This window comes from Nocardiopsis sp. CNT312, from assembly GCF_000515115.1.
Taxonomy (GTDB): domain Bacteria; phylum Actinomycetota; class Actinomycetes; order Streptosporangiales; family Streptosporangiaceae; genus Nocardiopsis.
In genome coordinates this window covers 1-22,664 of the sequence record NZ_KI911537.1, presented here as the reverse complement: position 1 = coordinate 22,664, position 22,664 = coordinate 1, and the positions used below count along the sequence as shown (strand labels likewise).

The 22,664-nt window shown below is 71.1% G+C and carries 20 protein-coding genes, 1 pseudogene and 1 riboswitch; of the genes and pseudogenes, 11 read left to right on the top strand and 10 right to left on the bottom strand.

Annotated features, from left to right (window positions below; all coding sequences use genetic code 11):
- The first annotated feature begins 507 nt into the window (after nt 1–507).
- The 4 genes from B042_RS0118920 (at nt 508) to B042_RS0118905 (ending at nt 4,836) form a co-directional block, all read left to right on the top strand.
- Nucleotides 508–1,062: a heme-copper oxidase subunit III gene (locus B042_RS0118920; protein WP_081748883.1), complete on the top strand. Its 555-nt coding sequence runs from the start codon at nt 508–510 to the stop codon at nt 1,060–1,062.
- Between the two features lie 95 nt (nt 1,063–1,157).
- Nucleotides 1,158–2,051, top strand: coding sequence for a cytochrome c (locus tag B042_RS0118915; RefSeq protein ID WP_028649653.1), 894 nt, complete (start codon nt 1,158–1,160; stop codon nt 2,049–2,051).
- Nucleotides 2,044–3,192: a ubiquinol-cytochrome c reductase iron-sulfur subunit gene (locus B042_RS0118910; RefSeq protein WP_028649652.1), complete on the top strand. Its 1,149-nt coding sequence runs from the start codon at nt 2,044–2,046 to the stop codon at nt 3,190–3,192. Before B042_RS0118915 ends, B042_RS0118910 begins: the two co-directional genes overlap by 8 nt.
- A gap of 3 nt (nt 3,193–3,195) precedes the next feature.
- Nucleotides 3,196–4,836, top strand: coding sequence for a cytochrome bc complex cytochrome b subunit (locus B042_RS0118905; RefSeq protein ID WP_028649651.1), 1,641 nt, complete (start codon nt 3,196–3,198; stop codon nt 4,834–4,836).
- 177 nt (nt 4,837–5,013) lie between these two features.
- Here the strand turns inward: B042_RS0118905 and B042_RS0118900 are convergent, their stop codons facing one another.
- Entirely contained in the window at nt 5,014–6,804 is a 1,791-nt protein-coding gene (locus B042_RS0118900; RefSeq protein WP_028649650.1) for a long-chain fatty acid--CoA ligase, read from the bottom strand.
- A gap of 325 nt (nt 6,805–7,129) precedes the next feature.
- Here B042_RS0118900 and B042_RS23860 point away from each other — a divergent pair.
- Both B042_RS23860 and B042_RS0118890 read left to right on the top strand, forming a co-directional pair.
- Nucleotides 7,130–7,441: pseudogene (locus B042_RS23860) on the top strand (hypothetical protein); the annotation flags it as partial.
- 123 nt (nt 7,442–7,564) lie between these two features.
- On the top strand, nt 7,565–8,503 hold the full coding sequence (locus B042_RS0118890; RefSeq protein ID WP_028649649.1) for an ROK family glucokinase: 939 nt from the start codon (nt 7,565–7,567) through the stop codon (nt 8,501–8,503).
- Between the two features lie 2 nt (nt 8,504–8,505).
- On the opposite strand, the gene B042_RS0118885 is transcribed toward B042_RS0118890, so the two are convergent.
- Complete coding sequence (locus tag B042_RS0118885; protein ID WP_028649648.1) at nt 8,506–9,315, bottom strand: 1-acyl-sn-glycerol-3-phosphate acyltransferase; 810 nt, start codon at nt 9,313–9,315, stop codon at nt 8,506–8,508.
- A 316-nt stretch (nt 9,316–9,631) separates the two neighbouring features.
- Between B042_RS0118885 and B042_RS0118880 the strand changes: the two genes are divergently transcribed.
- Genes B042_RS0118880 through macS form a run of 3 tightly spaced genes read left to right on the top strand, consistent with a single transcriptional unit; the run spans nt 9,632 to nt 12,369 of the window.
- The gene (locus B042_RS0118880) at nt 9,632–10,429 is read left to right on the top strand and encodes a carboxylesterase (RefSeq protein ID WP_028649647.1); all 798 of its coding nucleotides are present in this window, start codon (nt 9,632–9,634) and stop codon (nt 10,427–10,429) included.
- Nucleotides 10,426–11,232 (top strand): hypothetical protein, encoded by an 807-nt coding sequence (locus tag B042_RS0118875; protein ID WP_028649646.1) that lies wholly within the window; start codon nt 10,426–10,428, stop codon nt 11,230–11,232. Before B042_RS0118880 ends, B042_RS0118875 begins: the two co-directional genes overlap by 4 nt.
- Before the next feature lie 3 nt (nt 11,233–11,235).
- The gene (gene macS / locus B042_RS0118870; RefSeq protein ID WP_369797735.1) at nt 11,236–12,369 is read left to right on the top strand and encodes a MacS family sensor histidine kinase; all 1,134 of its coding nucleotides are present in this window, start codon (nt 11,236–11,238) and stop codon (nt 12,367–12,369) included.
- A 7-nt stretch (nt 12,370–12,376) separates the two neighbouring features.
- Here macS and B042_RS0118865 read toward each other — a convergent pair whose 3' ends face one another.
- Entirely contained in the window at nt 12,377–13,045 is a 669-nt protein-coding gene (locus tag B042_RS0118865; protein WP_081748881.1) for a molybdopterin-dependent oxidoreductase, read from the bottom strand.
- A 273-nt stretch (nt 13,046–13,318) separates the two neighbouring features.
- On the opposite strand from B042_RS0118865, the gene aroF reads away from it, so the two are divergent.
- Complete coding sequence (gene aroF, locus B042_RS0118860; protein WP_028649643.1) at nt 13,319–14,365, top strand: 3-deoxy-7-phosphoheptulonate synthase; 1,047 nt, start codon at nt 13,319–13,321, stop codon at nt 14,363–14,365.
- A gap of 28 nt (nt 14,366–14,393) precedes the next feature.
- Here aroF and thiI read toward each other — a convergent pair whose 3' ends face one another.
- The 7 genes from thiI to thiO all read right to left on the bottom strand — a co-directional run bounded on the left by thiI (nt 14,394) and on the right by thiO (nt 21,951).
- On the bottom strand, nt 14,394–15,665 hold the full coding sequence (gene thiI / locus B042_RS0118855; RefSeq protein WP_028649642.1) for a tRNA uracil 4-sulfurtransferase ThiI: 1,272 nt from the start codon (nt 15,663–15,665) through the stop codon (nt 14,394–14,396).
- A gap of 99 nt (nt 15,666–15,764) precedes the next feature.
- A complete protein-coding gene (locus tag B042_RS0118850; RefSeq protein ID WP_028649641.1) occupies nt 15,765–16,790 on the bottom strand; it encodes a 6-phosphofructokinase in 1,026 nt (341 codons plus the stop codon).
- 103 nt (nt 16,791–16,893) lie between these two features.
- Nucleotides 16,894–17,517 carry a response regulator transcription factor gene (locus B042_RS0118845; protein ID WP_051415827.1) on the bottom strand — a complete coding sequence of 208 codons (624 nt, stop codon included), beginning with the start codon at nt 17,515–17,517 and terminating at the stop codon, nt 16,894–16,896.
- A gap of 62 nt (nt 17,518–17,579) precedes the next feature.
- Nucleotides 17,580–19,553 carry a Stk1 family PASTA domain-containing Ser/Thr kinase gene (gene pknB / locus B042_RS0118840; RefSeq protein ID WP_028649639.1) on the bottom strand — a complete coding sequence of 658 codons (1,974 nt, stop codon included), beginning with the start codon at nt 19,551–19,553 and terminating at the stop codon, nt 17,580–17,582.
- A gap of 243 nt (nt 19,554–19,796) precedes the next feature.
- Nucleotides 19,797–20,567, bottom strand: coding sequence for a thiazole synthase (locus B042_RS0118835; RefSeq protein WP_028649638.1), 771 nt, complete (start codon nt 20,565–20,567; stop codon nt 19,797–19,799).
- 2 nt (nt 20,568–20,569) lie between these two features.
- Nucleotides 20,570–20,785 (bottom strand): sulfur carrier protein ThiS, encoded by a 216-nt coding sequence (gene thiS, locus B042_RS0118830; protein ID WP_028649637.1) that lies wholly within the window; start codon nt 20,783–20,785, stop codon nt 20,570–20,572.
- On the bottom strand, nt 20,776–21,951 hold the full coding sequence (gene thiO, locus B042_RS0118825; protein ID WP_028649636.1) for a glycine oxidase ThiO: 1,176 nt from the start codon (nt 21,949–21,951) through the stop codon (nt 20,776–20,778). Before thiO ends, thiS begins: the two co-directional genes overlap by 10 nt.
- Nucleotides 21,949–22,060: riboswitch (TPP riboswitch) on the bottom strand. Its footprint overlaps the gene before it by 3 nt.
- 126 nt (nt 22,061–22,186) lie before the next feature.
- Between thiO and B042_RS0118820 the strand changes: the two genes are divergently transcribed.
- Entirely contained in the window at nt 22,187–22,546 is a 360-nt protein-coding gene (locus tag B042_RS0118820) for an Rv2175c family DNA-binding protein (protein ID WP_028649635.1), read from the top strand.
- Nucleotides 22,547–22,664: the final 118 nt, after the last annotated feature.

The following is a 22,664-nucleotide window of genomic DNA, read 5'->3' as shown; positions in this document are numbered from 1 at the left end:
CCGGGCCGTCCGCGGATGCGGCTGGGGCCCTTGTCGGCTGTTGTTCCCACGACTCTATTGCCTCGCGGCCCGGCTGCCCAGACAGCGGTGCGGGGCATCCCCGTCCGGGGGAGGCCGGCACCGTGCGCTGCCGTGTTCCAGCCGCTTCGGGGGTGCGTTGCCCAACAGTGATACTTTTGATGCCGCTGGGTGACACGGGTCGGGTTCGGGTGCCCGCAGGGGGGTAGGGATCGCCGTGCCCGCGCCGGAAACAGCGCCCGCCGCCGCCCGTGGGCGCGTCGCGGGGCCGGGAACGGGCCCCGAGCCGCTACAGTAACGCCCGGGTCACGGTGAACGCCCCGCTCCGGCAGGCCTGACGGTCCATGACCGGTACCGATCCGCTCCCTTACGGGGGGTCGGATACGGGTCTTCGCGAGATGCCGTAATAATGCTCCCGTGGCGACAGCAACCGCGAACCCCAAAACAGCACCGACACCAGCGCATGGTGCGGCAAAGCGTCCTGACCTGGTGAGCGTTGGAACCATCGTCTGGTTGTCCAACGAACTCATGTTCTTCGCAGCGCTGTTCGCGATGTACTTCACCATCCGATCGGTGACCAACGGCAACCCGGAGCTCGGCGCGTGGCCGGACACGCACCTCAACGTGCCCTGGGCCAGCGCGATCACCATCGTCCTGGTGGCTTCCAGCTTCACCGCGCAGTTCGGCGTCTGGGCCGCTGAGCGCGGTGACGTCAAGAAGCTGCGCGCGTGGTTCTTCCTGACGTTCTTCATGGGCCTGTTCTTCGTCTTGGGCCAGGCCTATGAGTACTACGAGCTCATCGTCCACGAGGGGCTGACACTCCAGTCGAGCGCCTACGGGTCGATGTTCTACCTGACCACGGGCTTCCACGGGATGCACGTCATCGGTGGCCTCATCGCGTTCCTCATCATGCTGGGACGAACGTACGCCGCGAAGCGCTTCACTCACCAGCAGGCGACCAGTGCGATCGTCGTGTCCTACTACTGGCACTTCGTCGACGTGGTCTGGATCGCTCTGTTCGCAACCATCTACTTCATCCAGTAACCCGGAACGGGGAAACCGTGAAATGGATTACCGCGCGGCGACGGCATCCCCTCGCGGGGTATGCCGTCGTCATCCTCGCGCTCGCCCTGTTCGGGGTGGGGTACGCCGCCCTGGCCCCCACCTCCGACCAGGCCCAAGCGCAGACCCTCGCCGCTGAGGCCCCGTCGCCCGACGACGTGGACATCGCCGAGGGCAAGACCGTCTTCGACCAGACGTGCGCCTCGTGCCACGGCCTGGACGGCTCCGGCAGCGACACCGGACCGGACCTGCGCGAGGTCGGCTCCGCCGCGATCGACTTCCAGGTCAGTACCGGCCGTATGCCGTCGGTGAACCCGGATGTCCAGATGCCGCGCCGGGACATGGTCATGTCCGAGCAGGACCTGGACCATCTGATCGCGTACTACAACGCCGAGATCAGGGACGGCGAGAGCGGGGCCGATGTCCCCTACGGCATCCCGGGCTCCGCCCCCCAGCCGGAGGACTTCGAGCCCAACCGGGCCGACTACGACTCCGAGGAGGCCTTCGACGAGGCCGAGGAGGAGGCCCACACCGAGTACGAGGCGGCGCTCGCCGAGTACGAGGCCGCCTACGACGAGTACATCGAGGGCGCCGACGACACCGAGATGGGTATGCAGCTCTACCTGACCAACTGTGCGCACTGCCACGGTTGGTCCGGCGGCGGCGGTGCCCTCACCGACGGCCGGTGGGCCCCCGAGATCCACGAGGCCACGCCCCGTGAGATCTACGAGGCCATGGTCACCGGACCCGGTGCCATGCCGATGTTCAACGACATGGTCATCACCTCGGACGAGAAGCAGGAGCTCATCTCCTACGTGAAGACCCTGCAGGCCGAGCCCAACGCCGGCGGCATCTTCGACCTGGAGCGTGTCGGCCAGGTCGCGGAGGGTTTCATCTCCTGGACCATCGGTCTGGCCCTGATCGTCGCCTGCGCGATCTGGATCACCGCGAAGCAGCGTGCACATGACTGACAACAGCAACGACAAGAACCGGGCCGAGGGGCCCGAGCGCGTGCTCGGTACCCCCTCCGAGTCCTCCGAGGAGAGGGCGGTCGCCGCCGTGTCCGCGACGGACGCCGCGCACGAGGGGCCCTACCCCGCGTCGGAGACCCACGCGCACCCAGAGGAGCAGCAGCGCCGGGGCGAGCGGATCGCCGCGGTGTGGTTCGTCCTCGCCTTCCTGGGCGGTGTCGGGTTCCTGGTCTCCTACTTCCTGTTCCCCCCGAACGCGCAGGGCACTCCGGCGATCGCGGACCCGCAGATCGCCCAGTACTCGAACATGCTCCTGGGCGGATCGCTCACCCTGGCGATGTTCGGTATCGGTGCCGGGATGACCGTGTGGGCGCGCAACGTGATGCCCCACTACGAGGTCTCCTCGCCCTACGACGAGCTGCCTTCCAGCGAGGAGGAGAAGGGCTCCTTCGGGGCCTTCTTCATGCGGGGGGCCGACGAGAGCGGCATCACCAAGCGCCCGCTGATGCGGCGGACGCTCATCGCGGCCATGCTGCCGCTGGGCCTGGCCCCGATCGTGCTGCTGCGCGACACGGGCCCCCTGCCCGGCGACAAGCTGAAGAACACCATCTGGGCCGACGGCATGCGGATGGTGGTGGAGGGCACCGACCGCCAGATCAAGGCGGAGGACCTGGAGAACGCCCCCAACGGCATGATCAGCGCCCTGCCCGACCCGGGTGGGCACGGTGGGGAGGAGGGCCACGGCGACGGCGGCCACCACCTGAGCCTCAACGAGAAGGCCAAGTCCGTCATCCTGCTGATCAAGATCCCCGAGGCCGACTACAAGCCGGGGATGAACGAGAACGTCGAGGGCGACCAGTCGAGGCTCAACTGGACCTACGACGGGATCGTCGCCTACTCGAAGATCTGCACCCACGTCGGCTGCCCGGCGGCCCTGTACGAGCGGACCACGCACCGCATCCTGTGCCCGTGCCACCAGTCCACCTTCGATGCCGCCGACGGCGCCAAGGTGGTCTTCGGCCCGGCGCACCGGCCGCTGCCGCAGTTGCCGATCGGGGTCGACGACGAGGGCTACCTCATCGCGACCGGTGACTTCCCCGAAGCCCCCGGTCCGACGTTCTGGGACTATGCGAAGGACTAGTCGATGAGTAAGACCACGCAAGCACCCAAGGCTCTGCGCGGCGTCGGGAACTTCATCGACGACCGCTTCCACCTGGCCAAGACCGGCGAGAAGAACCTGCGCAAGGTCTTCCCGAACCACTGGTCGTTCATGCTGGGCGAGATCGCGCTGTACTCGTTCATCATCCTGCTCCTCACGGGCGTCTTCCTGACGCTGTGGTTCAAGCCGAGCATGGCCGAGATCGTCTACGACGGCTCCTACGAGCGCCTCCAGGGCGTGGAGATGAGCGAGGCCTACGCCTCCACCCTGTACATCGACTTCGATGTGCGCGGTGGGTTCCTCGTCCGGCAGATCCACCACTGGGCCGCGCTCATCTTCGTGGCCTCGCTCGTGGTGCACGCGCTGCGCGTGTTCTTCACGGGCGCGTTCCGCAAGCCGCGCGAGATCAACTGGCTCATCGGAGTGGCGATCTTCGCCATCGCGATGATCGAGGGCCTGTTCGGCTACTCGCTGCCGGACGACCTGCCCTCCGGTATGGGCGTGCGCATCCTCCAGGGCGTGATGCTGGCCCTGCCGGTGGTGGGGACCTACATCTCCATGTTCCTGTTCGGGGGCGAGTTCCCCGGGGACGTCATCATCGCGCGCCTGTACATGCTGCACATCCTGCTGCTCCCGGCGATTCTGCTGGCGCTGATCGTGGCGCACTTCATGATCCTGTGGCACCAGAAGCACACTCAGTACCCGGGGACCGGCAAGTCCAACAGGACGGTCGTGGGAACGCCGATGTGGCCGGGCTTCGCGATCAAGGCCGGCGGGTTCTTCTTCTTTACGTTCGCCGTCATCGCGGGGCTGAGCGGGTTCGTCCAGATCAACCCGATCCACCTGTTCGGTCCGTTCACACCAACCTCCATCACCTCCGGCCTCCAGCCGGACTGGTACATGGGCTTCATGGAGGGCGCGCTGCGCATCTTCCCGAACACCCTGGACTTCCAGATCTTCGGGTACGCGGTTCCGGTGGCCGTGCTCGTGCCGGGGCTGGGGGCCATGGGCCTGCTGTTCGGCGTGATGGGCGTGTGGCCGTTCTTGGAGGCGTGGATCACCGGGGACAAGAGGGCGCACAACGTCGCCGACCGTCCGCGCAACGCCCCGGTCCGCACCGGGCTGGGCGTCGCCGCGGTCGTCGCCTACGGTGTCCTGTGGCTGGCCGGGTCGAACGACATCCTGTCGGAGACCTTCTCCATCAACCTGTACCTGACCACCTACATCTTCCGGGTGCTCTTCATCGTGGGTCCGATCGTGGCGTTCATCGTCACCAAGCGGATCTGTCTGGGCCTGCAGCGGCGCGACCGCGAGACCCTGGAGCACGGGTACGAGAGCGGGACCATCCGGCAGCTGTCGGGCGGTGAGTTCGTCGAGGTGCACAAGGAGAGCTCTCAGGACACGGTCGACGTGCTCCAGAGCAAGCCCACCATCACCTCCACCGCGCTGGTCGAGGACACCGACGACAAGGGTGTGGAGAACCCCGAGGCCCGCAAGGCCAAGGGGCGGTTCCGCAGGGCCCTGGCGCACTGGTACACGAAGGACAACGTGTCGGTGGACGACGTGGAGCCGCACAGCGGCCACCACCTGCACCACTCCGAGAGCGAGAGCTCGGGCGCACACTAGGCGCCGGAGCGCTCCGACACCGGGGCGGGCCCGGGCCGCGGTCAGCGGCCCGGGCCCGCCCCTCTCTCACCGGGCCTCCCGGGCCGGCCCGGGAGGCCCGGCCGCCGGAGGCCGCAGGGCACGACGAAGGCCGACCACCCGCCGGTGGTCGGCCTTCGGGCGCTCCGGGGGCGCGGGTCAGCCGGCGTAGATGTCCTCGATCTCCTGACTCCAGGTCTTGTTCACCACGTGGCGCTTGACCTTGAGGGAGGCGGTGAGCGCCCCGTTCTCCTCGGTGAAATCCGTCGACAGGATACGGAACTTCTTGATGCCCTCGGCCTTGGACACGGCCTGGTTGGCATGGTCGACGGCCTTCTGGATCTCCGCGTTGAGGTCGGGGTCCTCGGCGAGGTCGGCGATTTGTCCGCTCTTGCCGTTGGCCTCCCGCCACTGCTCGAAGGAGTCGGGGTCGATCGTGACCAGCGCGGCGATGAACTTGCGGTTGTCGCCGACAACCATGCACTGGCTGACCAGGGCGTTGGCCCGGATACGGTCCTCCAGCACCGCGGGGGCGACGTTCTTGCCGCCCGCGGTCACGATGATCTCCTTCTTGCGGCCGGTGATGCTCAGGAAGCCGTCCTCGTCCAGGGAACCGAGGTCGCCGGTGCGGTAGAAGCCGTCCTCGGAGAAGGCCTCCTCGGTGGCCTTCTCGTTCTTCCAGTAGCCGACCATGACGTGGTCGCCCTTGACGAGGACCTCGCCGTCCTCGGCGATCCTCGCGGAGGTGCCGGGCAGCGGCTGGCCGACCGTGCCGATCTTGTTGAAGTCGGTGCTGTTCACCGTGCTGGGCGCGGTGGTCTCGGTCAGGCCGTAGCCCTCGACGATGGTGAAGCCGATGCCCCGGAAGAAGTGGCCGAGGCGGGCGCCGAGCGCCGAGCCGCCCGAGACCGCGTACTGCGCGTTCCCGCCCAAAGCGGCGAGGAGCTTGCCGTAGACGAGCTTGGCGAACAGGGCGTGCTTGAGCTTGGTGCCGAAGGGGACCCGGCCCGTGTCCAGCGCCTTGCTGTAGGCGATGGCGGTGTCCGCGGCGGCGGCGAAGATCTTGCCCTTGCCCTCGGCCGTGGCCTTCTGCTCCGCCTTGGTGTAGACCTTCTCGAACACGCGGGGGACCGCGAGGAGGAAGGTCGGGCGGAAGACCGCGAACTCCTCGATCAGCTCGGGGCCGGTGGAGGGGAAGTGGCCGAGGACGCCCTTGCCCTCCAGGACCATGACCTGGACGAACCGGGCGAAGACATGGGCCAGGGGCAGGAAGAGGAGGGTGGAGGGGTCGGGGTGCTCGCGCAGGATCTGCCGGGCGGGGCCCTCCAGCGACTGGTGCGCGATGAAGAGGAAGTTGCGGTGGGTGAGCTTGCAGCCCTTGGGACGCCCGGTGGTCCCGGAGGTGTAGATGAGAGTGGCGAGGTCGTCGACCCTGACCGCCCTGCGGCGCTCCTCCAGCGTCTCGTCGGAGACCTCGGAGCCGGTGGGGCGCAGTTCTTCCAGATCGCCCTCGAAGGTCCACAGGTGGGCCAGGTCCGGGGTGCGCACCGACTCCACGCGCTCGGCGTGCTCGGTGGTCTCCACGAAGGCGGCCTTGGCGCCGGAGTCGGAGAGGATCCATCCGATCTGCTCGGCCGAGGAGGTCTCGTAGATCGGGACGGTGACCGCACCGACGGACCAGATGGCGTAGTCGACGACGGTCCACTCGTAGCGGGTCCGCGACATGAGGGCGACCCGGTCGCCGTGCTCGACGCCCGCGTTGATCAGTGCCTTGGCGAACGCGGCGACGTCGCCGCGCAGCTCCGCGGTGGTGACGTCCCGCCACTGGCCGGACTCCTGGCGACGGGCCGCGACGGCGTCGGGCTCCTCGGCCGCGCGCGCGTAGAGCGTGTCGGTCAGCCGCGCGTCATCGGAGATCTCGGTGACGGGGGGAGAGCTGTATTCGCGCACGTTGGGTCTCCTGGGCATAGACGGATTGCGGAAGGATGAAAACGTGATGACCGTAACAACACCATGCTACTTGTGAGTAGAGTCACGGCTCGTTCGGTACCCAACGGTGACCGGCATCTGGCCTTTGACATGGGCGGACGCGCACCGTGGGGCGCGCCCCGCGCTCGGCGGGGCCGCCATCCAAGTGAACTATGTGATCTTTTGTGCCCCGTGGGGTGAATGTTTGATTTTGATGGTACTCCCTGGTTCTCCCCTGGTCCTTCCCTGAGGGGGGGGGAGTCCGGCGGTGGTGCGCCGGTTACCTTGATTCCCAGGAGGTCTGCTCATGACGACAGAGAACAAGGACGGCGACATCGTCGACGACGCACTGCGCCTGGTCGACACCCTCCAGCGCAGGCTGCTGGCTGCCGGGGTCAAATCGGTCACCGCGCCGCCGAAGAGGGACGACGTGTGGGGAGAGGCGATACGCCTGGAGTCCGGGCGGGAACGCCCGCCGGCCGAGGAGGTCTTGGACATCGTGCGCACCGCCGTGCCCGAGGTCGCCGGCCACCTCGGGCGGGCGGGGGTGGCCGCGGCGTCCGCGCTCGGGCGCACGTGGGACGTATTCGAGCGCTCCCTCGAACGCACGCGGAGGGAGTAGGGGCCGCAGTGCTGTCTCCGGGGGTCGTGGCCTGGTTTAATCGACCTATTAGGAAGATACTTGTCACGAACCCGGACACTTATGTCAGAGTTCGGGCGTAAGTGCGAAGGAGAGGCCCTCATGCTGACCATCGGTGTGGACATCGGCGGGACCAAGGTCGCCGCCGGTGCCGTGGACGACGAGGGCCGGATCCTGGACAAGGTCAAGTACCCCACTCCCTCCCACGACCCGGAGGGCCTGGCCGACGTCGTCGCGCACGCCGTCCACGAGCTGCGCGGCCGACACGAGTGCGGGGCCGTCGGCGTCGGCGTCGCCGGATTCGTGGACGAGGACCGGGCCACGGTCCAGGTCGCGGTCAACCTGGGCCTGCACGGCTACCCCCTCAGGGACAGCGTCCAGGACCGCGTCGGCCTCCCCGTGGTCGTGGAGAACGACGCCAACGCCGCCGCGTGGGCCGAGGCCCGGTTCGGGGCCGGACGCGGGAACGACCACATCGTGTGCGTCACCCTCGGCACCGGGATCGGCGGTGGCGTGGTCCTGGCGGGGGAGCTGTACCGCGGGCACTTCGGAGCCGCCGCGGAGGTGGGCCACTACCGCGTCGTCCCCTACGGACGCCGCTGCGCGTGCGGCAACCACGGCTGCTGGGAGCAGTACGCCAGCGGCCGAGCCCTGGTCGCCGAGGCGCAGGACCGCGCCCGGACCGATCCCCAGGCCGCCGAGCGGATGCTCAAACTCGCCGAGGGGGAGATCGAACGGGTCCAGGGGCCCGTCGTCACCCAGGCGGCCCTGGAGGGCGACGCCGCCGCCCTGGAGTGCTTCGCCGCGGTGGGGGAGTGGGTGGGCCTGGGCCTGGCCGACCTCGCCGCGATCCTGGACCCCGCGTGCTTCGTGATCGGCGGAGGCGTCTCCGACGCCGGGTCCGTACTCCTGGACCCGGTCCGCTCCTCGTTCGCCCGCCACGTCTCCGGGCGCCCCTACCGCAGGATGGCGCGGGTGCGGCTCGCTGAACTCGGGGGCGAGGCCGGCATCGTCGGCGCCGGCGACCTCGCCCGACGCTGAGGTCACGCCTCGGAGGAGCGCTGGTCCTTCCCCCCATCCTTGCGGGCGCGGCGTTCCTCCTTGCGGCGGGCCCGCTCGGCGCGCCTGCGGTCCTTCTCATCGGTGGCCTGCTCACGCCGGGCCTCCTTGGCCTCGGCCTCCAGCTCGGCCTTGACCGTCTGGGCGTAGCGGTCCACGTACTCCTGGCCGGACAGCTCCATCAGTGCGTACATGATCTCGTCGGTCACGGCGCGCAGCACCCGGGGGTCGCGCTCCATCCCGTAGTAGCGGGAGAAGTCCAGCGGCTTGCCGAACACGACCTTGGGACGGATGCCCAGCTTGGGGACGGTGCGGCCGGGCGGCATGATCTTGTCGGCGTTGATCATCGCCATGGGCACCACCGGGGCCCGCGCCTCCAGCGCCATCCGGGCCGCGCCCGTACGGCCCCGGTAGAGCCTGCCGTCGGGGGAGCGGGTGCCCTCGGGGTAGATACCGAGGAGGTCGCCCCGTTTGAGCACGCGCAGTCCGGTGCGCAGGGCCGCCTCGCTCTTCTTGCCGCCCGAGCGGTCGATCGGGATCTGTCCCACACCGCTGAAGAAGGCCCGGCTGGCCAGCCCCTTGACCCCGGTGCCGGTGAAGTACTCGGACTTGGCCAGGAAGGTGATCTTGCGCGGCAGAGGCAGGGGGCCGAAGAAGTGGTCGGAGAAGGACAGGTGGTTACCGACCAGGATCGCCGGACCGCGCCTGGGCACGTTCTCCACACCCTCGGCACGCGGCTGCCACAGGACCGCGATGATCGGCCCGAGGATCGCCTTGACCACCCAGTAGAACATTGCTCGGTTCACCCCTGCACGTGCGGGGAGATCTGGGCAGGGTCTGCCACGCCTCACTGTCCCGCTCGGTCGACAACATCGCGGACATCCCGCATCCTCGCATCGTACGAGGGCGGCCACCGAAGCGCCCCCCGCGGACGGCTGCGCCCGGCACGTGTAGAGGATACCGTTCGGTCGGCGGAGCCGGGCGCACGGCACCCGCCCGCCCTCCGGGGGGCGTGATGGCCAACGGCCCCTTCGAACGGCTAACCTCACGCCTGGAGCCGGGACCGCCGCCACCCGCGCCCACACAGCCCCGAGTCCCTGGAGCCGCTCAGTGAGACCGACCGCCGACACTCCCCCGATCCCCGGCGCGGAGCCCTACAGCCACCGGGGCTCCGAGGTCGGTGTCCTGCTCTGCCACGGGTTCACCGGTTCCCCGCACTCCATGCGCCCCTGGGCCGAGCACCTGGCCGCGGCCGGGTACAGCGTGGAGGTGCCGCTCCTTCCCGGGCACGGCACCCACTGGCGGGACATGAACCTCACGACCAGCGACGACTGGTACGAGGCGGTGGAACTGGCGCTGATGGAACTGGCCTCGAGGTGCGACGAGGTGTTCGTCATGGGGCTGTCCATGGGGGGCGCCCTCGCGCTCCGCGCGGCCCAGGAGTACCCCGATCTCGTGTGCGGCGTCGTGGTCGTCAACCCGTCGCTGGCACTGGAGGACCCCAGGCTCCCCCTCATCGCTCCGGTCCGGAAGCTGGTCGCGCGGATCCTGCCCTCCACCCCCGGCCTGAGCAGCGACGTCGCCAAGACCGGGGTGGTCGAGGGCGGGTACTCGCGGGTGCCCACCGCTGCCGCGGCCACGCTCCCGAAGCTGTGGCGCGCCGTGCGCGCGGGCCTGCCCGACCTGCGGGCCCCGGTGCTGGCCTACCGGAGCCTGGAGGACCACGTCGTCGGCCCTCGGAGCCTGCGCCTGCTCGTCCGCGGGGCCGGTGCCACACGGGTGGTGGTCCACCCCCTGTACCGCAGCTACCACGTGGCCACCCTCGACCACGACGCGGACGTGATCCTCGAGGGAAGCCTCGCCTTCGTACGAGAGTGGAGGAGGAGCGGGGAAGGGGCCATCCGATGAAACGACGCCGGGGAAACGGACTGCTCGCCGACGCCTACGTCCCCCTGGCCATGCTCGCGCCCGGGCAGGCAGACCGGATGCTGGAGGCGCTGCGGCGCAGCGGGATCGCCGCCTACGCCGTCCCTCTGGAGGAGGACGTCCTGGAGCCGTCCGGCGGGGCCGGGGAACCCCCCACCGACCACCTGTACGTGGACGCCGAGGAGAGGGCCGCCGCCGAGCGGCTCCTGGGAACGGAACTGCCCGGCCCCGACGGCCTCCTCGCCCCGGACGGGGAGGTGCCCCGGCCCCCCCGCCCGCCGTCCGGCGGGGACCTGCTGGAGGGCCCCGCCGGCCACCTCCCCGAGGACGAGGTCTTCAACGACCTGGTCGCCCGCTTCTACGGCGAGACCGCGGCCGAGCGCGGGCGCGTCCACTGGCCCGACGCGGAGAACCTCGACCCGTCCGAGGAGGGTGTCCGCGGCGGCGACCTGCTCGCCGACGGACCGCCCGGCGGCGAGCCCGACGACCGCGACCGCGCGGCCGAGGCGGCGCGCCGCAGGTCCGGGGCCGAGCAGGAGGGCCACTACGAACCGCCCCCTCCGCCGCCGCTGCTCCAAGGGGACCGCGTGGGCATCGCCGCCTGGTGCGGCACCCTGGGGGCGCCGGCCCTGATCTTCGGCTCCTTCTTCGCGGGTATCCCCCTGCCCGGCTGGCTGATGCTCCTGGTGACCGTGGCGTTCCTGGCCGGATTCGTGGTGCTGATCCTGCGGATGGCCGACGGCGGCTCCGACGGAGACGGCCCCGACGACGGGGCGGTGGTCTGAGCCCTGGGTTTCGACGTCCCCCTCTGGCGTGCCGTCGCCGTCTTCCGCGCGGCCTCCCTGGTCTATTCCCTCGTCCTGGCCGCCCAGTACCAAGAGCACCTGGCCAGGCCCTGGCTGGTCTGGACCGTGCTCGTGGCCATGGGGGCGTGGACCGCACTCACCGTCTACGCCTATGCCCGTCCCCGATGGCGCACCGGCCCCTTCGTGGCCGCCGACCTCGGTGCGGCTTTCGCCTGCCTGTTCGTCACGGCCGCAGCCGTCTCCCCCTTCTACCTCTCCCAGGCGCCCCCGCTGAGCGGCTACTGGTTCGCCGGGGCGGCGCTGTCGGCCGGCATCGTCTGGCGGCGCCGCGGCGCGGTCACGGTCGCCCTCCTCTACGGCTGCGCCGACATCGTCCTGCGCTCGTCGATGGGTGCCCCCGTCACCTCGGCGACCGCCCGGGGCGTGGTGCTCCTGCTGCTGGCGGGCCTGGCCGTCGGGTACATGGCCGGGGTCGCCGAGCGGGCCGAGCACAGGTTCGCGCGGGCCGTGGCACTGGAGGCGCGGATCCGCGAGCGAGAACGGCTGGCGCGGTCCATCCACGACTCCGTCCTCCAAGTGCTCTCCCTGGTGAGCAGGCGCGGTGCCGAAGCCGGGGGAGAAGCGGCCGAACTGGGGCGGATGGCGGGGGAGCAGGAGATGCGGCTGCGCACCCTCATCGGCGGCGGGCTCCCCGACGGTCCCGGACCGCCCCGGCCGGAGGAGGGGACCGACCTGCGCGAGGGGCTCCGGCGCATGGAGTCGGTGCACGTGTCGGTGGCCGCCCCCGCAACCCCCGTCCTGCTGCCCGCGCCCGCAGCGGCCGGTCTCACCGCCGCGGCCTCGGCCGCACTCGACAACGTCGCCCGGCACTGCCCCGAGGGCACCCCCGTGTGGGTTCTGCTGGAGGACGAGGGCGACGCGGTGACCGTCTCCGTCCGCGACGAGGGGCCCGGCATCCCGCCCGGCCGCCTGGAGGAAGCCCGGCGCGAGGGCCGCCTGGGGGTCGCCCAGTCACTTCAGGGGCGGTTGAGGGACCTGGGGGGCACAGCCGAGGTCACGAGCCTGCCCGGGGAGGGCACCGAGGTGGAGCTGAGACTGCCCCGGAGGCACCCCTGAGGGGTGGTCACAGGGGCGGGCCGTGGCCCGGCTCCTCCTGGTGGGAGAAACGCTGCTCGCTCCAGGGGTCGGCGCGGTTGTGGTAGCCGCGCTCCTCCCAGAAGCCCCGCCGGTCCGCGGTCATGTACTCCACCGCGCGCAGCCACTTCACACTCTTCCAGCCGTACAGCCGGGGCACCACGAGCCGCAGTGGGAAGCCGTGCTCGGGGGGCAGCGGCTCCCCGCCGCGGTGGGTGGCCAGGACGACGTCCTCCGACAGGAAGGTCTCCAGGGGCAGGTTGGCGCTGTACCCGTACTCGCCCCAGGCCATCACGTGGGTCACCTCGGGTGAGGGCGGCGCGGCGCGCACCAGGTCCACCGCCCGTACGCCGCGCCAGCGCACGTCGGGCACGCTGAAGCGCATCACGCAGTGGAAGTCGCTCACCGCGTCGCTCCTGGGCAGCTCCTCGAACTCCTCCCAGGTCCACCGGTGTGTTCCCAGGCTCTCCGTGACCCCCATGACCCGGAAGTCCCACCGGCGCGGGCGGAAGGTCGGTACCGGGCCGTAGTGCAGTGCCTTGTGCTCGTGGCGCAGGGCCTGCCCCGGAGGCAGCCGTGCCCGGTCGGCGCCTTTTCCATCACCGCTCCCCGCTCCGTAGGACAACGCGCCTCCCGCTCGTCTGGGAAAGATCGGCATGGGGACATCCTGTCAGGTGCGACATGAGCCAGATCACGGGACCCGGGTGCGTGACGGCGCGGCACGGGTGCGCTATAGTCGCCCCATGCAGCGGAACACCTGGCGCTTTTTCTATGGCTACCGGCCCGATTCCCGGACGGTCGCCTCGCCAGTGCTGCGCTGACAAGGACGACTTCCCAGGAGCCCCGGGCCGGACGGCCCGGGGCTCCTGTCGTTCCCCGGCCCGACCGTCCCGGTGGTTCCGCCGCACACCGACGAACAGGGACTGCACACATGGTCATCGTGATGGCGCCGGACGCCACCGCCGACAACATCGACGCTCTCGTCGAACTCGTCTCCTCCGCGGGCGGGGAGGCCTACGTGACACGCGGTGTGAGCCGCACCATCATCGGCCTGGTCGGGGACGTGGAGCGCTTCGGGGACCTCGGCCTGGCCGCCAGGCCCGGCGTCGCCGACGTCCTGCGCATCTCCGCCCCCTACAAACTCGTGAGCCGGGAGAACCACCACAGCCGCTCCGTGGTGAGTGTGCGCGGCGTGCCGATCGGCGGCGACCACGTGGCGGTCATCGCCGGCCCGTGCGCCGTGGAGACGCCCGAGCAGACGTTGGAGGCCGCCCGGATGGCGGCCAGGGCAGGCGCCGCGCTGCTGCGGGGCGGTGCCTACAAGCCCCGCACCTCCCCCTACGCCTTCCAGGGGCTGGGCGAGCAGGGCCTGAGGATCCTCGCCGAGGTGCGCGAGGAGACCGGCCTGCCGATCGTCACCGAGGTCGTGGACGCCGCCGACGTCGACCTGGTCGCCTCCTACGCGGACATGCTCCAGATCGGCACCCGCAACATGCAGAACTTCGCCCTGCTGCAGGCGGCGGGCGACGCGGGCAAACCGGTGCTGCTCAAGCGCGGCATGAGCGCCACCATCGAGGAGTGGCTGATGGCTGCCGAGTACATCGCCCAGCGCGGCAACCTCGACATCGTCCTGTGCGAGCGCGGCATCCGCACCTTCGAGAAGGCCACCCGCAACACCCTCGACATCAGCGCGGTGCCAATCGCCCAGAACCTGTCGCACCTGCCCGTGATCGTGGACCCCTCCCACTCGGGCGGTAAGCGCTCCCTCGTCCTGCCGCTCTCGCGCGCGGCCGTCGCGGTGGGTGCGGACGGCGTGATCGTGGACGTGCACCCCGACCCCGGAAGCGCCCTGTGCGATGGCCCCCAGGCCCTGGTCGAGGAAGACCTGGACGAGCTGCGGGACCTGGCAGGCACCCTGGCCACACTGAGCGGCCGCACACTCACCCCCGCGCCCGAACGCGTACCAGCGGCCCTGTAGGGCGCGTCCGCGCCGCGGGGCCGCTCACTCAGGCCCCGGCGGCGCGGACGCGGGCGGGGGCTGCCTCACCCAGGAAGCTGGGCTTGTGCACCTGGGCCGTGGTGAGCAGGTGTTCGGCCAGCTCGTCGGCGTCCAGGCGCCGATCGATCTGGCGCAGGTCACCGATCTTGGCCGCGGTCTCCACCTGGCGGGGGGTCAGCATGGTGCAGCAGTCCTCGTCGGGCAGCTCCGAGATGGCCAGCGTGCCGATCCTGCGCGCCTGGTCCATGATCTCGGTCTTGTCCATGCCGATGAGCGGACGCAGGATCGGTAGGTCCACCGCGTCGTCCAGGGCGGTGATGTTGGCCATCGTCTGGCTCGACACCTGGCCCAGCGCGTCTCCGGTGACCAGGCACTCCGCCCCCAGGTCGTCGGCGAGGGCCTCGGCGGTCCTGAGCATCAGGCGGCGCTGGGCGACGATCTGCAGGCGCTCGGCCCCCGAGCTCTTCAACTGCTGCTGCGCCTTGCCGAAGGGGATCACGAACAGGCGCGAACCCACCTGGAACCGGTCGAGCTGGCGCACCAGGCTGTAGGCCTTGTAGATGGACTCGGGACCGGTGAAGGGCATCCCGGAGAAGTGCAGGAAGTCCACCTTGAGTCCACGCCGGATCATCCGGTGCGCGGCGACGGGGGAGTCGATCCCGCCCGACATCAGCACCAGCCCGCGGCCGCTCATCCCCGCGGGCAGCCCGCCCTGGCCGGGGGTGCCGTCGGTGAACACGAACGCCTCGTCCTTGTCCACTTCCACGTACAGGGTGTGGTCGGGCCGCTTGAGGCGCACCGGGTACCCGTACGCCTCGACGATCCTCGACCCCAGATGCCCGGCCAGCTCCGAGGAGGTCATCGCGAACCGCTTGTCGCGGCGGCGGGCCCGGACCGCGAACGAGCCCTGCAGGTCGGCCATGGACCGCACGGCCACGTCGGTGATCGTGTCCAGGTCCTTGTCCACCCGGCGCACGAGGTGGACCCACACCACGCCCATGACGTCGGCCATGCGCTCGGCGATCCGCGCCACCTCGACGTCGGAGGCGCCGGGCCGGCGCACGATGATCACGCCCGAACCGCGCTGGGAGAGGCGGATCTGCCCCAGGTCCCGCACGGAGTTGCGGATGTTGTTGTGCAGGCGCCGTTCGAACAGCTTGCGGTTGGAGCCCTTGAGGACGATCTCCCCGAGCTTCATCAGGACGCAGAGCTCGCCCAGCCCGGAACCGGCTCCGTCCCGGTCCTGGGGCGGCGGCACGGATTCGAGCGGCGCGGGCATGGCGGCTACCTCCGGTGGTGGGGGTCTGGTGCGGGTGCGGCGCCGTTCGCGCGCCGCACCCTCCAGTATCGAGCACCGGGCCCACCGCTCCGGCCGCGCTCAGCCGAAGAAGGTCTCCGCTTCCTGGTACCGCCCGGCGGGGACGGTCTTGAGGGTGTCCGTGGCCTCGGCCAGGTCGACACGGACGATCTCGGTGCCCTGGAGGCCGACCATCCGTCCGAAGTCCCCGTCGGCGACGGCGTCGATCGCGTGCAGGCCCAGGCGGGTCGCCAGGACGCGGTCGAAGGCCGAGGGGGTGCCGCCCCGCTGGACGTGGCCGAGTACCACCGAACGGGCCTCCTTGCCGGTGCGCTGCTCGATCTCGTCGGCCAGGCGCTGGCCGATACCGCCCAGGCGCACGTGCCCGAAGGCGTCCGTCTCCCCGGTGGCCAGCTCCATCTGGCCCTCCTTGGGGTGGGCGCCCTCGGCGACGACGATGATCGGCGCGTACTGGGTGCGGAACCGGCTCTCGACGTGCCCCACCACTTCTTCGATGTCGAAGGGGCGCTCGGGGACGAGGATGACGTTGGCGCCCGCAGCCATGCCCGAGTGCAGGGCGATCCACCCGGCGTGGCGGCCCATCACCTCCACCACGAGCGCGCGGTGGTGCGACTCGGCGGTGGTGTGCAGGCGGTCGATCGCCTCCATGGCGATGTTGACGGCCGTGTCGAACCCGAAGGTGTAGTCGGTGGCGTTGAGGTCGTTGTCGATGGTCTTGGGCACGCCCACGACCTTGACGCCGCGGTCGTGCAGTTGGCGGGCCACACCCAGGGTGTCCTCGCCGCCGATGGCCACGAGCGCGTCCACACCCAGTCCGGCCATGTTGTCCTTGACCCGTTCGACGCCGCCCTCGATCTTCATCAGGTTGGTGCGGGAGGAGCCCAGGATGGTCCCGCCCCGGGGCAGGATGCCGCGGACGGACTCCACGTCCAGCGCCACGGTGTCGCCCTCCAGAGGGCCGCGCCAGCCGTCCCGGAAGCCGACGAACTCGTACCCGTGGTCCTTGATCCCCTTGCGCACCACGGCCCGGATGACCGCGTTCAGGCCCGGACAGTCTCCTCCACCGGTCAGCACACCGACTCGCATGCGACTCTCCTCGACGTTGAGTGTTGGGTGACGGGGCGCACAGCGCCATATGGTCTAGACCATAGTGGCCGGGGCGGGCCGGGGCCACCCTGAACCGGTGAATTCACCGGTCCTCTTCGAGGCCCCGCTCCATCGCGTAGCGCGCCAGCTCGACCCGGTTGTGCAGCTGGAGTTTGGTGAACGTGTTCTGGACGTGGTTCTGCACCGTCCGGTGGGAGATCTCCAGTCGCCGCGCGATCTGCTTGTAGGCCAGGCCCTTGGCGACCAGGCGCAGCACCTCGGTCTCGCGCGGTGTGAGCTCCGGTGCGGCGGGCTCGGGCTCAGCAGGCACCTCCGCGGCCGACAGCCGCCGGTACTCGCCCAGGACCAGACCGGCCAGCCCGGGCGTGTACACGGCCTCCCCCGCGTCCACGCGGCGCACCGCCTCCAGCAGCTCGTCCCGGCTCGCGGACTTGACCAGGTATCCGGTGGCCCCCGCCTTCACGGCCGCCAGGACGTCGTCACCGGCCCCGCTCGCGGACAGCACCAGGACCCGGGGCGGCGCGTCCAGCGCCAGCAGCCCGGCGGTGAGCTCGACCCCGCTCATGTCCGGCAGGTTGAGGTCTACCACCGCAAGGGAGGGCCGCACCGCCGGGGCGATCCGCAGTGCCTTGGCGCCGTCCCCCGCCGTGGCGACCACGTCGAGCCCCGCCTCCTCCAGGTCGCGGGCGACCGCGTCGCGCCACATCGGGTGGTCGTCCACCACCAGTACCCGCACCGCCTCCGACACCGCGGCGGCCCCCTCGGTCGTCAGTCGTCGTCCTCGCCGCCACCGATCCCGGGAAGTTCGATACCGCCCGGCGTGGCGGTGATCGTGATCTCGGTGTCCTCGGGTGCCTGGTCCTCGTGGGACTGGTGCACCACGGTCCGGCCGCCCGCGATGCGCTCGACCTTCACCTTGAACCCGGCCTCCTCCAGGGCCCGGCGCGCCTCGTTCACGTTCATGCCGACCACGTCGGGCACCTCGATCCCGGGCGGGCCGGTGGAGACGGTGATGGTGATGGTGCCCGCGGCCCCCACCGTGCGGCCGGAGTCGGGGCTCTGGCTGATCACCAGGCCCTTCTCAACCTCCTCGCTGTCCTGCTCCACGACCTCGATGTTCAGGTCGAGCTGGCGCAGCGTCCGCTCGGCCTCCTCCTGCTCCTGGCCCACCAGCGGAGGCACCTCGATGCCGCGGCTGATCGTGACGGTGACGCCCTCCTCGCGGTCGGCCTCCTCCCCGGGCGCGGGCTCGGTAGAGATCACCTCACCGGGGGTGACCCCCTCGGCGTCCTGGTCCACCTGTTCGACGGCGTCCTCGCCGAAGCCCAGGTCCTCCAGTTCGGCGAGGGCGTCGACGATGTCCTCGCCCTCCAGGTCGGGCATCTCCACGACCCGCGGACCCAGGGAGACGTAGGCCGTGACCTCCTCGCCCGGCAGCATCCGCTCCTCGGCCGCAGGCTCGGTCCGGGCGACCCGCCCCGCCTCGATACCGTCGCTGTAGACCCGCTCCTCGGCCTCCACCAGCACCAGGCCCTCGGTGCGGACCTGCTCCCGCGCGGAGTTGAGCGTCGACCCCGTCACGTCCGGTACCTGCTCGAATCGGCCGAAGAACAGCCACCACCCGGCGACGAACACCACGATCGCCACGATCGCGCCGCCGATACCGAGCAGGAGGTTGCGCCGCCGCCGCAGGCCGTCGTCGGCCTCCTCGTCGTAGCCGTCGCCGTAGTCGCCGGGAGGGGGAGCCGCGCCCATGTCCACCACCATCGTGGCGTTCTCCGTACCGGGCCCGGCGCCGCCCGCGATCAGCTCGGGCGCGGTGATCGAGGACCCCGGTGCCCCGGGTCGGCCCACCGGCGGCATCGGCCCCGCGGCGGGCTCGGAGCGCTCCGGCATGCGGCCGAGTACCTCCAGGAGCTTGGCCAGGTACTGGCCCGCGTTGCTTGGCCGGTACCGCGGATCGCGCTCGGTGCCCTTGGTCACCAGATCGTCGACGTCTTGGGACAGCCGAGGCAGGTACTGCGACGGGCGCGGGACGTCCTCGTTCACGTGCTGGTAGGCGATGGCGATCGGCGTCTCACCGGTGTGCGGCTGTGTGCCAGTGAGCAGCTCGTAGAGCATGATGCCCGCGGAGTAGACGTCGGTGCGCGCGTCGGCCACACCCTGCTCGATCTGCTCGGGCGCCAGATATGCGGCCGTGCCCATCAGGGTGCCGGTGCGGGTGAGGCCCTGCTGCGACTGCTCCACGGCGCGTGCCAGACCGAAGTCGGCCACCTTCACCCGGCCGTCCTCGGTGATGAGGACGTTCTCCGGCTTGACGTCGCGGTGGATCATCCCGGCCTGGTGGGCGGCGCCCAGGGCCGCCAGCACCGGGGCCATCACCTGGAGCGCCTCGCGCGTCGGCAGGCGGCCGCGCGACCTCAGGTGCTCGCGCAGGGTCAGCCCCGGAACGTACTCCATGGCCAGGAAGACGTGCCCCCGGTCCTCACCCTGGTCGAAGACCTGGACGACGTTGGGGTGGGAGAGCTTGGCGACGGAGTGCGCCTCATTGATGAAGCGCTGGACGAACGTCGGGTCCTGGGCGAGCGACGCGTGCATGACCTTCAGTGCCAGTCGCCGGTCGAGCCTCAGATCGTGGGCGACGTAGACGGTCGCCATCCCGCCACCGGCGATCCTGGACTCGACGAAGTAGCGTCGGTCCAGTGTCGCGCCTACAAGGGGATCGGAAGTCGTCATGTCCACGGCGGTAGAGTGTCCTTGTTGCGGGGAGCACGGGCGGTCGCGGCCCGAAGGCGCGTACACGACACCGGGTGTCGAACGGACACGATAGCGGAAAGCACGTACCCGTCCGCCCCGCGGATCACGGTCGCGTCGCCCGAACCACGCTCGTGGGAGGCGCTCGCGCCTGGGTTGTCATCGGGCGTGCGCCGCCGAGACGGCCGCACGCTCCACCCACGGTAGAGGACGGGCGCAAGGCGCCGGGCGTCAGTCCACCGTCGGCGAGGAGGCCCGCGCGTGGCGGCGCACCGGAATCCGCCCCGCCAGGCGCGCCGCCCGGCCCGCGCGGACCGCGTCGCGCATCGCCGCCGCCATCAGGACGGGCTCCCGGGCACGGGTCACGGCGGTGGCGAGCAGCACGGCGTCGCAGCCCAGCTCCATCGCCAGCGCGGCATCGCTGGCGGTGCCGATCCCGGCGTCCACGATCACCGGGACCCCCGCACCCTCCACGATCAGCTCCAGGTTGTGCGGGTTGCGGATGCCCAGGCCGGAGCCGATCGGTGCCGCCAGCGGCATCACCGCCGCGCACCCGGCCTGCTCCAGCCGCCGGGCCAGGACCGGGTCGTCGTTGGTGTAGGGCAGCACGGTGAAGCCCTCGTCCACCAGAAGCTCGGCGGCCTCCAGCAGCTCCACGGGGTCCGGCAGCAGTGTGTGCTCGTCCGCCACCACCTCCAGCTTGACCCAGTCGGTGCCCAGCGCCTCCCGGCCCAGCCGGGCCGTGCGCACGGCGTCGGCCGCGGTGAAACAGCCCGCGGTGTTGGGCAGGGGCCGGATCTTGTTGCGCTCCAGCACGTCCCAGACCGAACCGCGGGTGCCGGGAGAGACCCGGCGCATCGCCACGGTCGTCAGCTCCGTACCCGAGACGGTGAGCGCCTCCTCCAGCACCTCCAGCGACGGAGCGCCACCGGTGCCGGTGATCAGCCTGGAGCCGAAGGCGGTGCCCGCGATCACCAGCGGGTCGTCGAACGCGTCGGTCATCCTCAACCCCCCTGTACGGCGGTCAGCACGTCCACGCGGTCGTCGGGGGACAGCGGGGTCGACCCCCACGCCGCCCGGCGGACCACCTCGTCGTTGACGGCCGCGGCGATACCGCCCGGGACCTCGCCCCCGCCGGGGGCGGTCAGGCCACGCACGACGTCCGCGACGGTCGTACCCTCGGGGACCTCGCTCCGGTCCCCGTTGACGATCAGTTCCACTGTCCCTCCCCTGTCGAAGCCCGGTCCGCACGGTCTGCGGCGAACCGGCGCGCGTAGCCGGGCAGCGCCCCGCCGGTGAGCACCTCGGCCATCACCGCACCGGTCACCGGCGTCAGCAGGACGCCGTGGCGGAAGTGCCCGGCGGCCAGGTGCAGCCCCGGGACCCGGGTGGGGCCCAGCAGCGGTTCGTTGTCCGGCGAACCCGGGCGCAGCCCCACACACGTCTCGGCGACCTCCAGCTCGCTCACCCCGGGCACGAGTTCGCGCGCGTCCCTGAGCACCTGCCACAGCCCCCCGGCGGTGAGCGCGGTGTCGTGCCCCAGCTCCTCCTGGGTGGCACCGACCACCACTTCTCCGTCCCCGCGCGGGACGAAGTAGACGGGGAACCCCCGCACCAGCCCCCGCACGGTCCGCCCGACGATCGGCGGCTCGCCCTCCGGGCCGCGCATGCGCAGCAGCTGGCCCTTGACCGGGCGCAGCGGCGGCACCACCGGTTCGGGGACGGCGATTCGTTCGCCCCAGCACCCGGCGGCCAGGACCACCTGGTCCGCGGGCAGGGTCCGCCCCCCGGCCAGGCGCACACCCAGCCGGGCCCCGCCCGGGCCGGCTGAGAGGACCTCCACGGCGCGGTCGGCGACCTCGGACACACCGGCGCGTCCGCCCGCCACCGACAGCGCCCGAAGCAGGCGCCGGGGGTCCACGGAGTGGTCGTCGAGGCAGAGCAGACCGCCGCGCACCGAGGGCGCGAGCATCGGCTCCAGCCGGCGGCACTCGCGGCCGGTCAGGCGCTCGCCCGCCGCGCCCAGGCGCTCCTGGAGGTCCCGGAGGTCGGCCAGGACGGCCAGGTCGTCCCGGTCGAAGGCGACCAGCAGGGTCCCGCTGGTGCGGTAGCCCACCTCCACACCACTGGCGGCCTCCAGTTCGGCGACGAAGTCGGCGTACAGACCCGCCGAACGGAGGCCGAACTCCATGAGCGGCTCCTCCCCGAAGGCCGCCTCGGTGGCTGGAGTGAGCATGCCCGCCGCGACCGTGGAGGCGGCGCCCGCGTCGGAGGCCGCGGGCTGGACGACGGTGACCGGCAGGCCCCGCCGCGCGGCGCGCCAAGCCGTGACGCGCCCGATGAGGCCGCCGCCGACCACGACCACGCCGGAATCGGAGGTGGGCATGGTTTCGGTGCCACTCCCTTCGCCGGTATGACCCGGATCAGGTTCGTGCGGTCGGAGGCGGACCGGCCTCCCTCTCAGCCGGGTCCACCCGGCTCCCGCGGGACGTTCGTGTTCTGCCACCTCATCGTAGTCGACACGCCGTGGGACAGCGCTGCGAGGCGGTTCACCCCCCGCGAACGCCCGCCCCTCGCCGCGACGGTGCGCGCCTTCGCGGCGCGTGTGGCAGATTGGAGGGGTGACACGAAGCGAACCCGACATCGACGCACTGATCGGCGAGTGGCTGACGCTCAAGGAGGCGGCCGGGCCGCTGGGAGTGAGCCCCAACCGGATCAAGACACTGATCCGCGAGAACCGGATGATGGGGCTGGTCCGGGGCGGCGAACTGTCCATCCCCGCGGCGTTCATCGACGGAACCGACCTCGTCAAGGGGCTGCCGGGCACCCTGGTGCTGCTCACCGACGCGGGCTTCTCCACCGAGGAGGCGCTGCGCTGGCTGTTCACCCCCGACGACTCACTGCCGGGCACCCCCATCCAGGCCATGCGCGAGAACCGCGGGACCGAGGTGCGCAGAAGGGCGCAGGGGATGGCGTTCTAGCGTTCACGCCGCTTCACAGGCCCGCCCGTCGCCCTCCACCACCCTCAACGGACGCCTGCGGCGCGGTTCCCTCCTGCCCGTCGCCCTCCACCACCCTCAACGGACGCCTGCGGCGCGG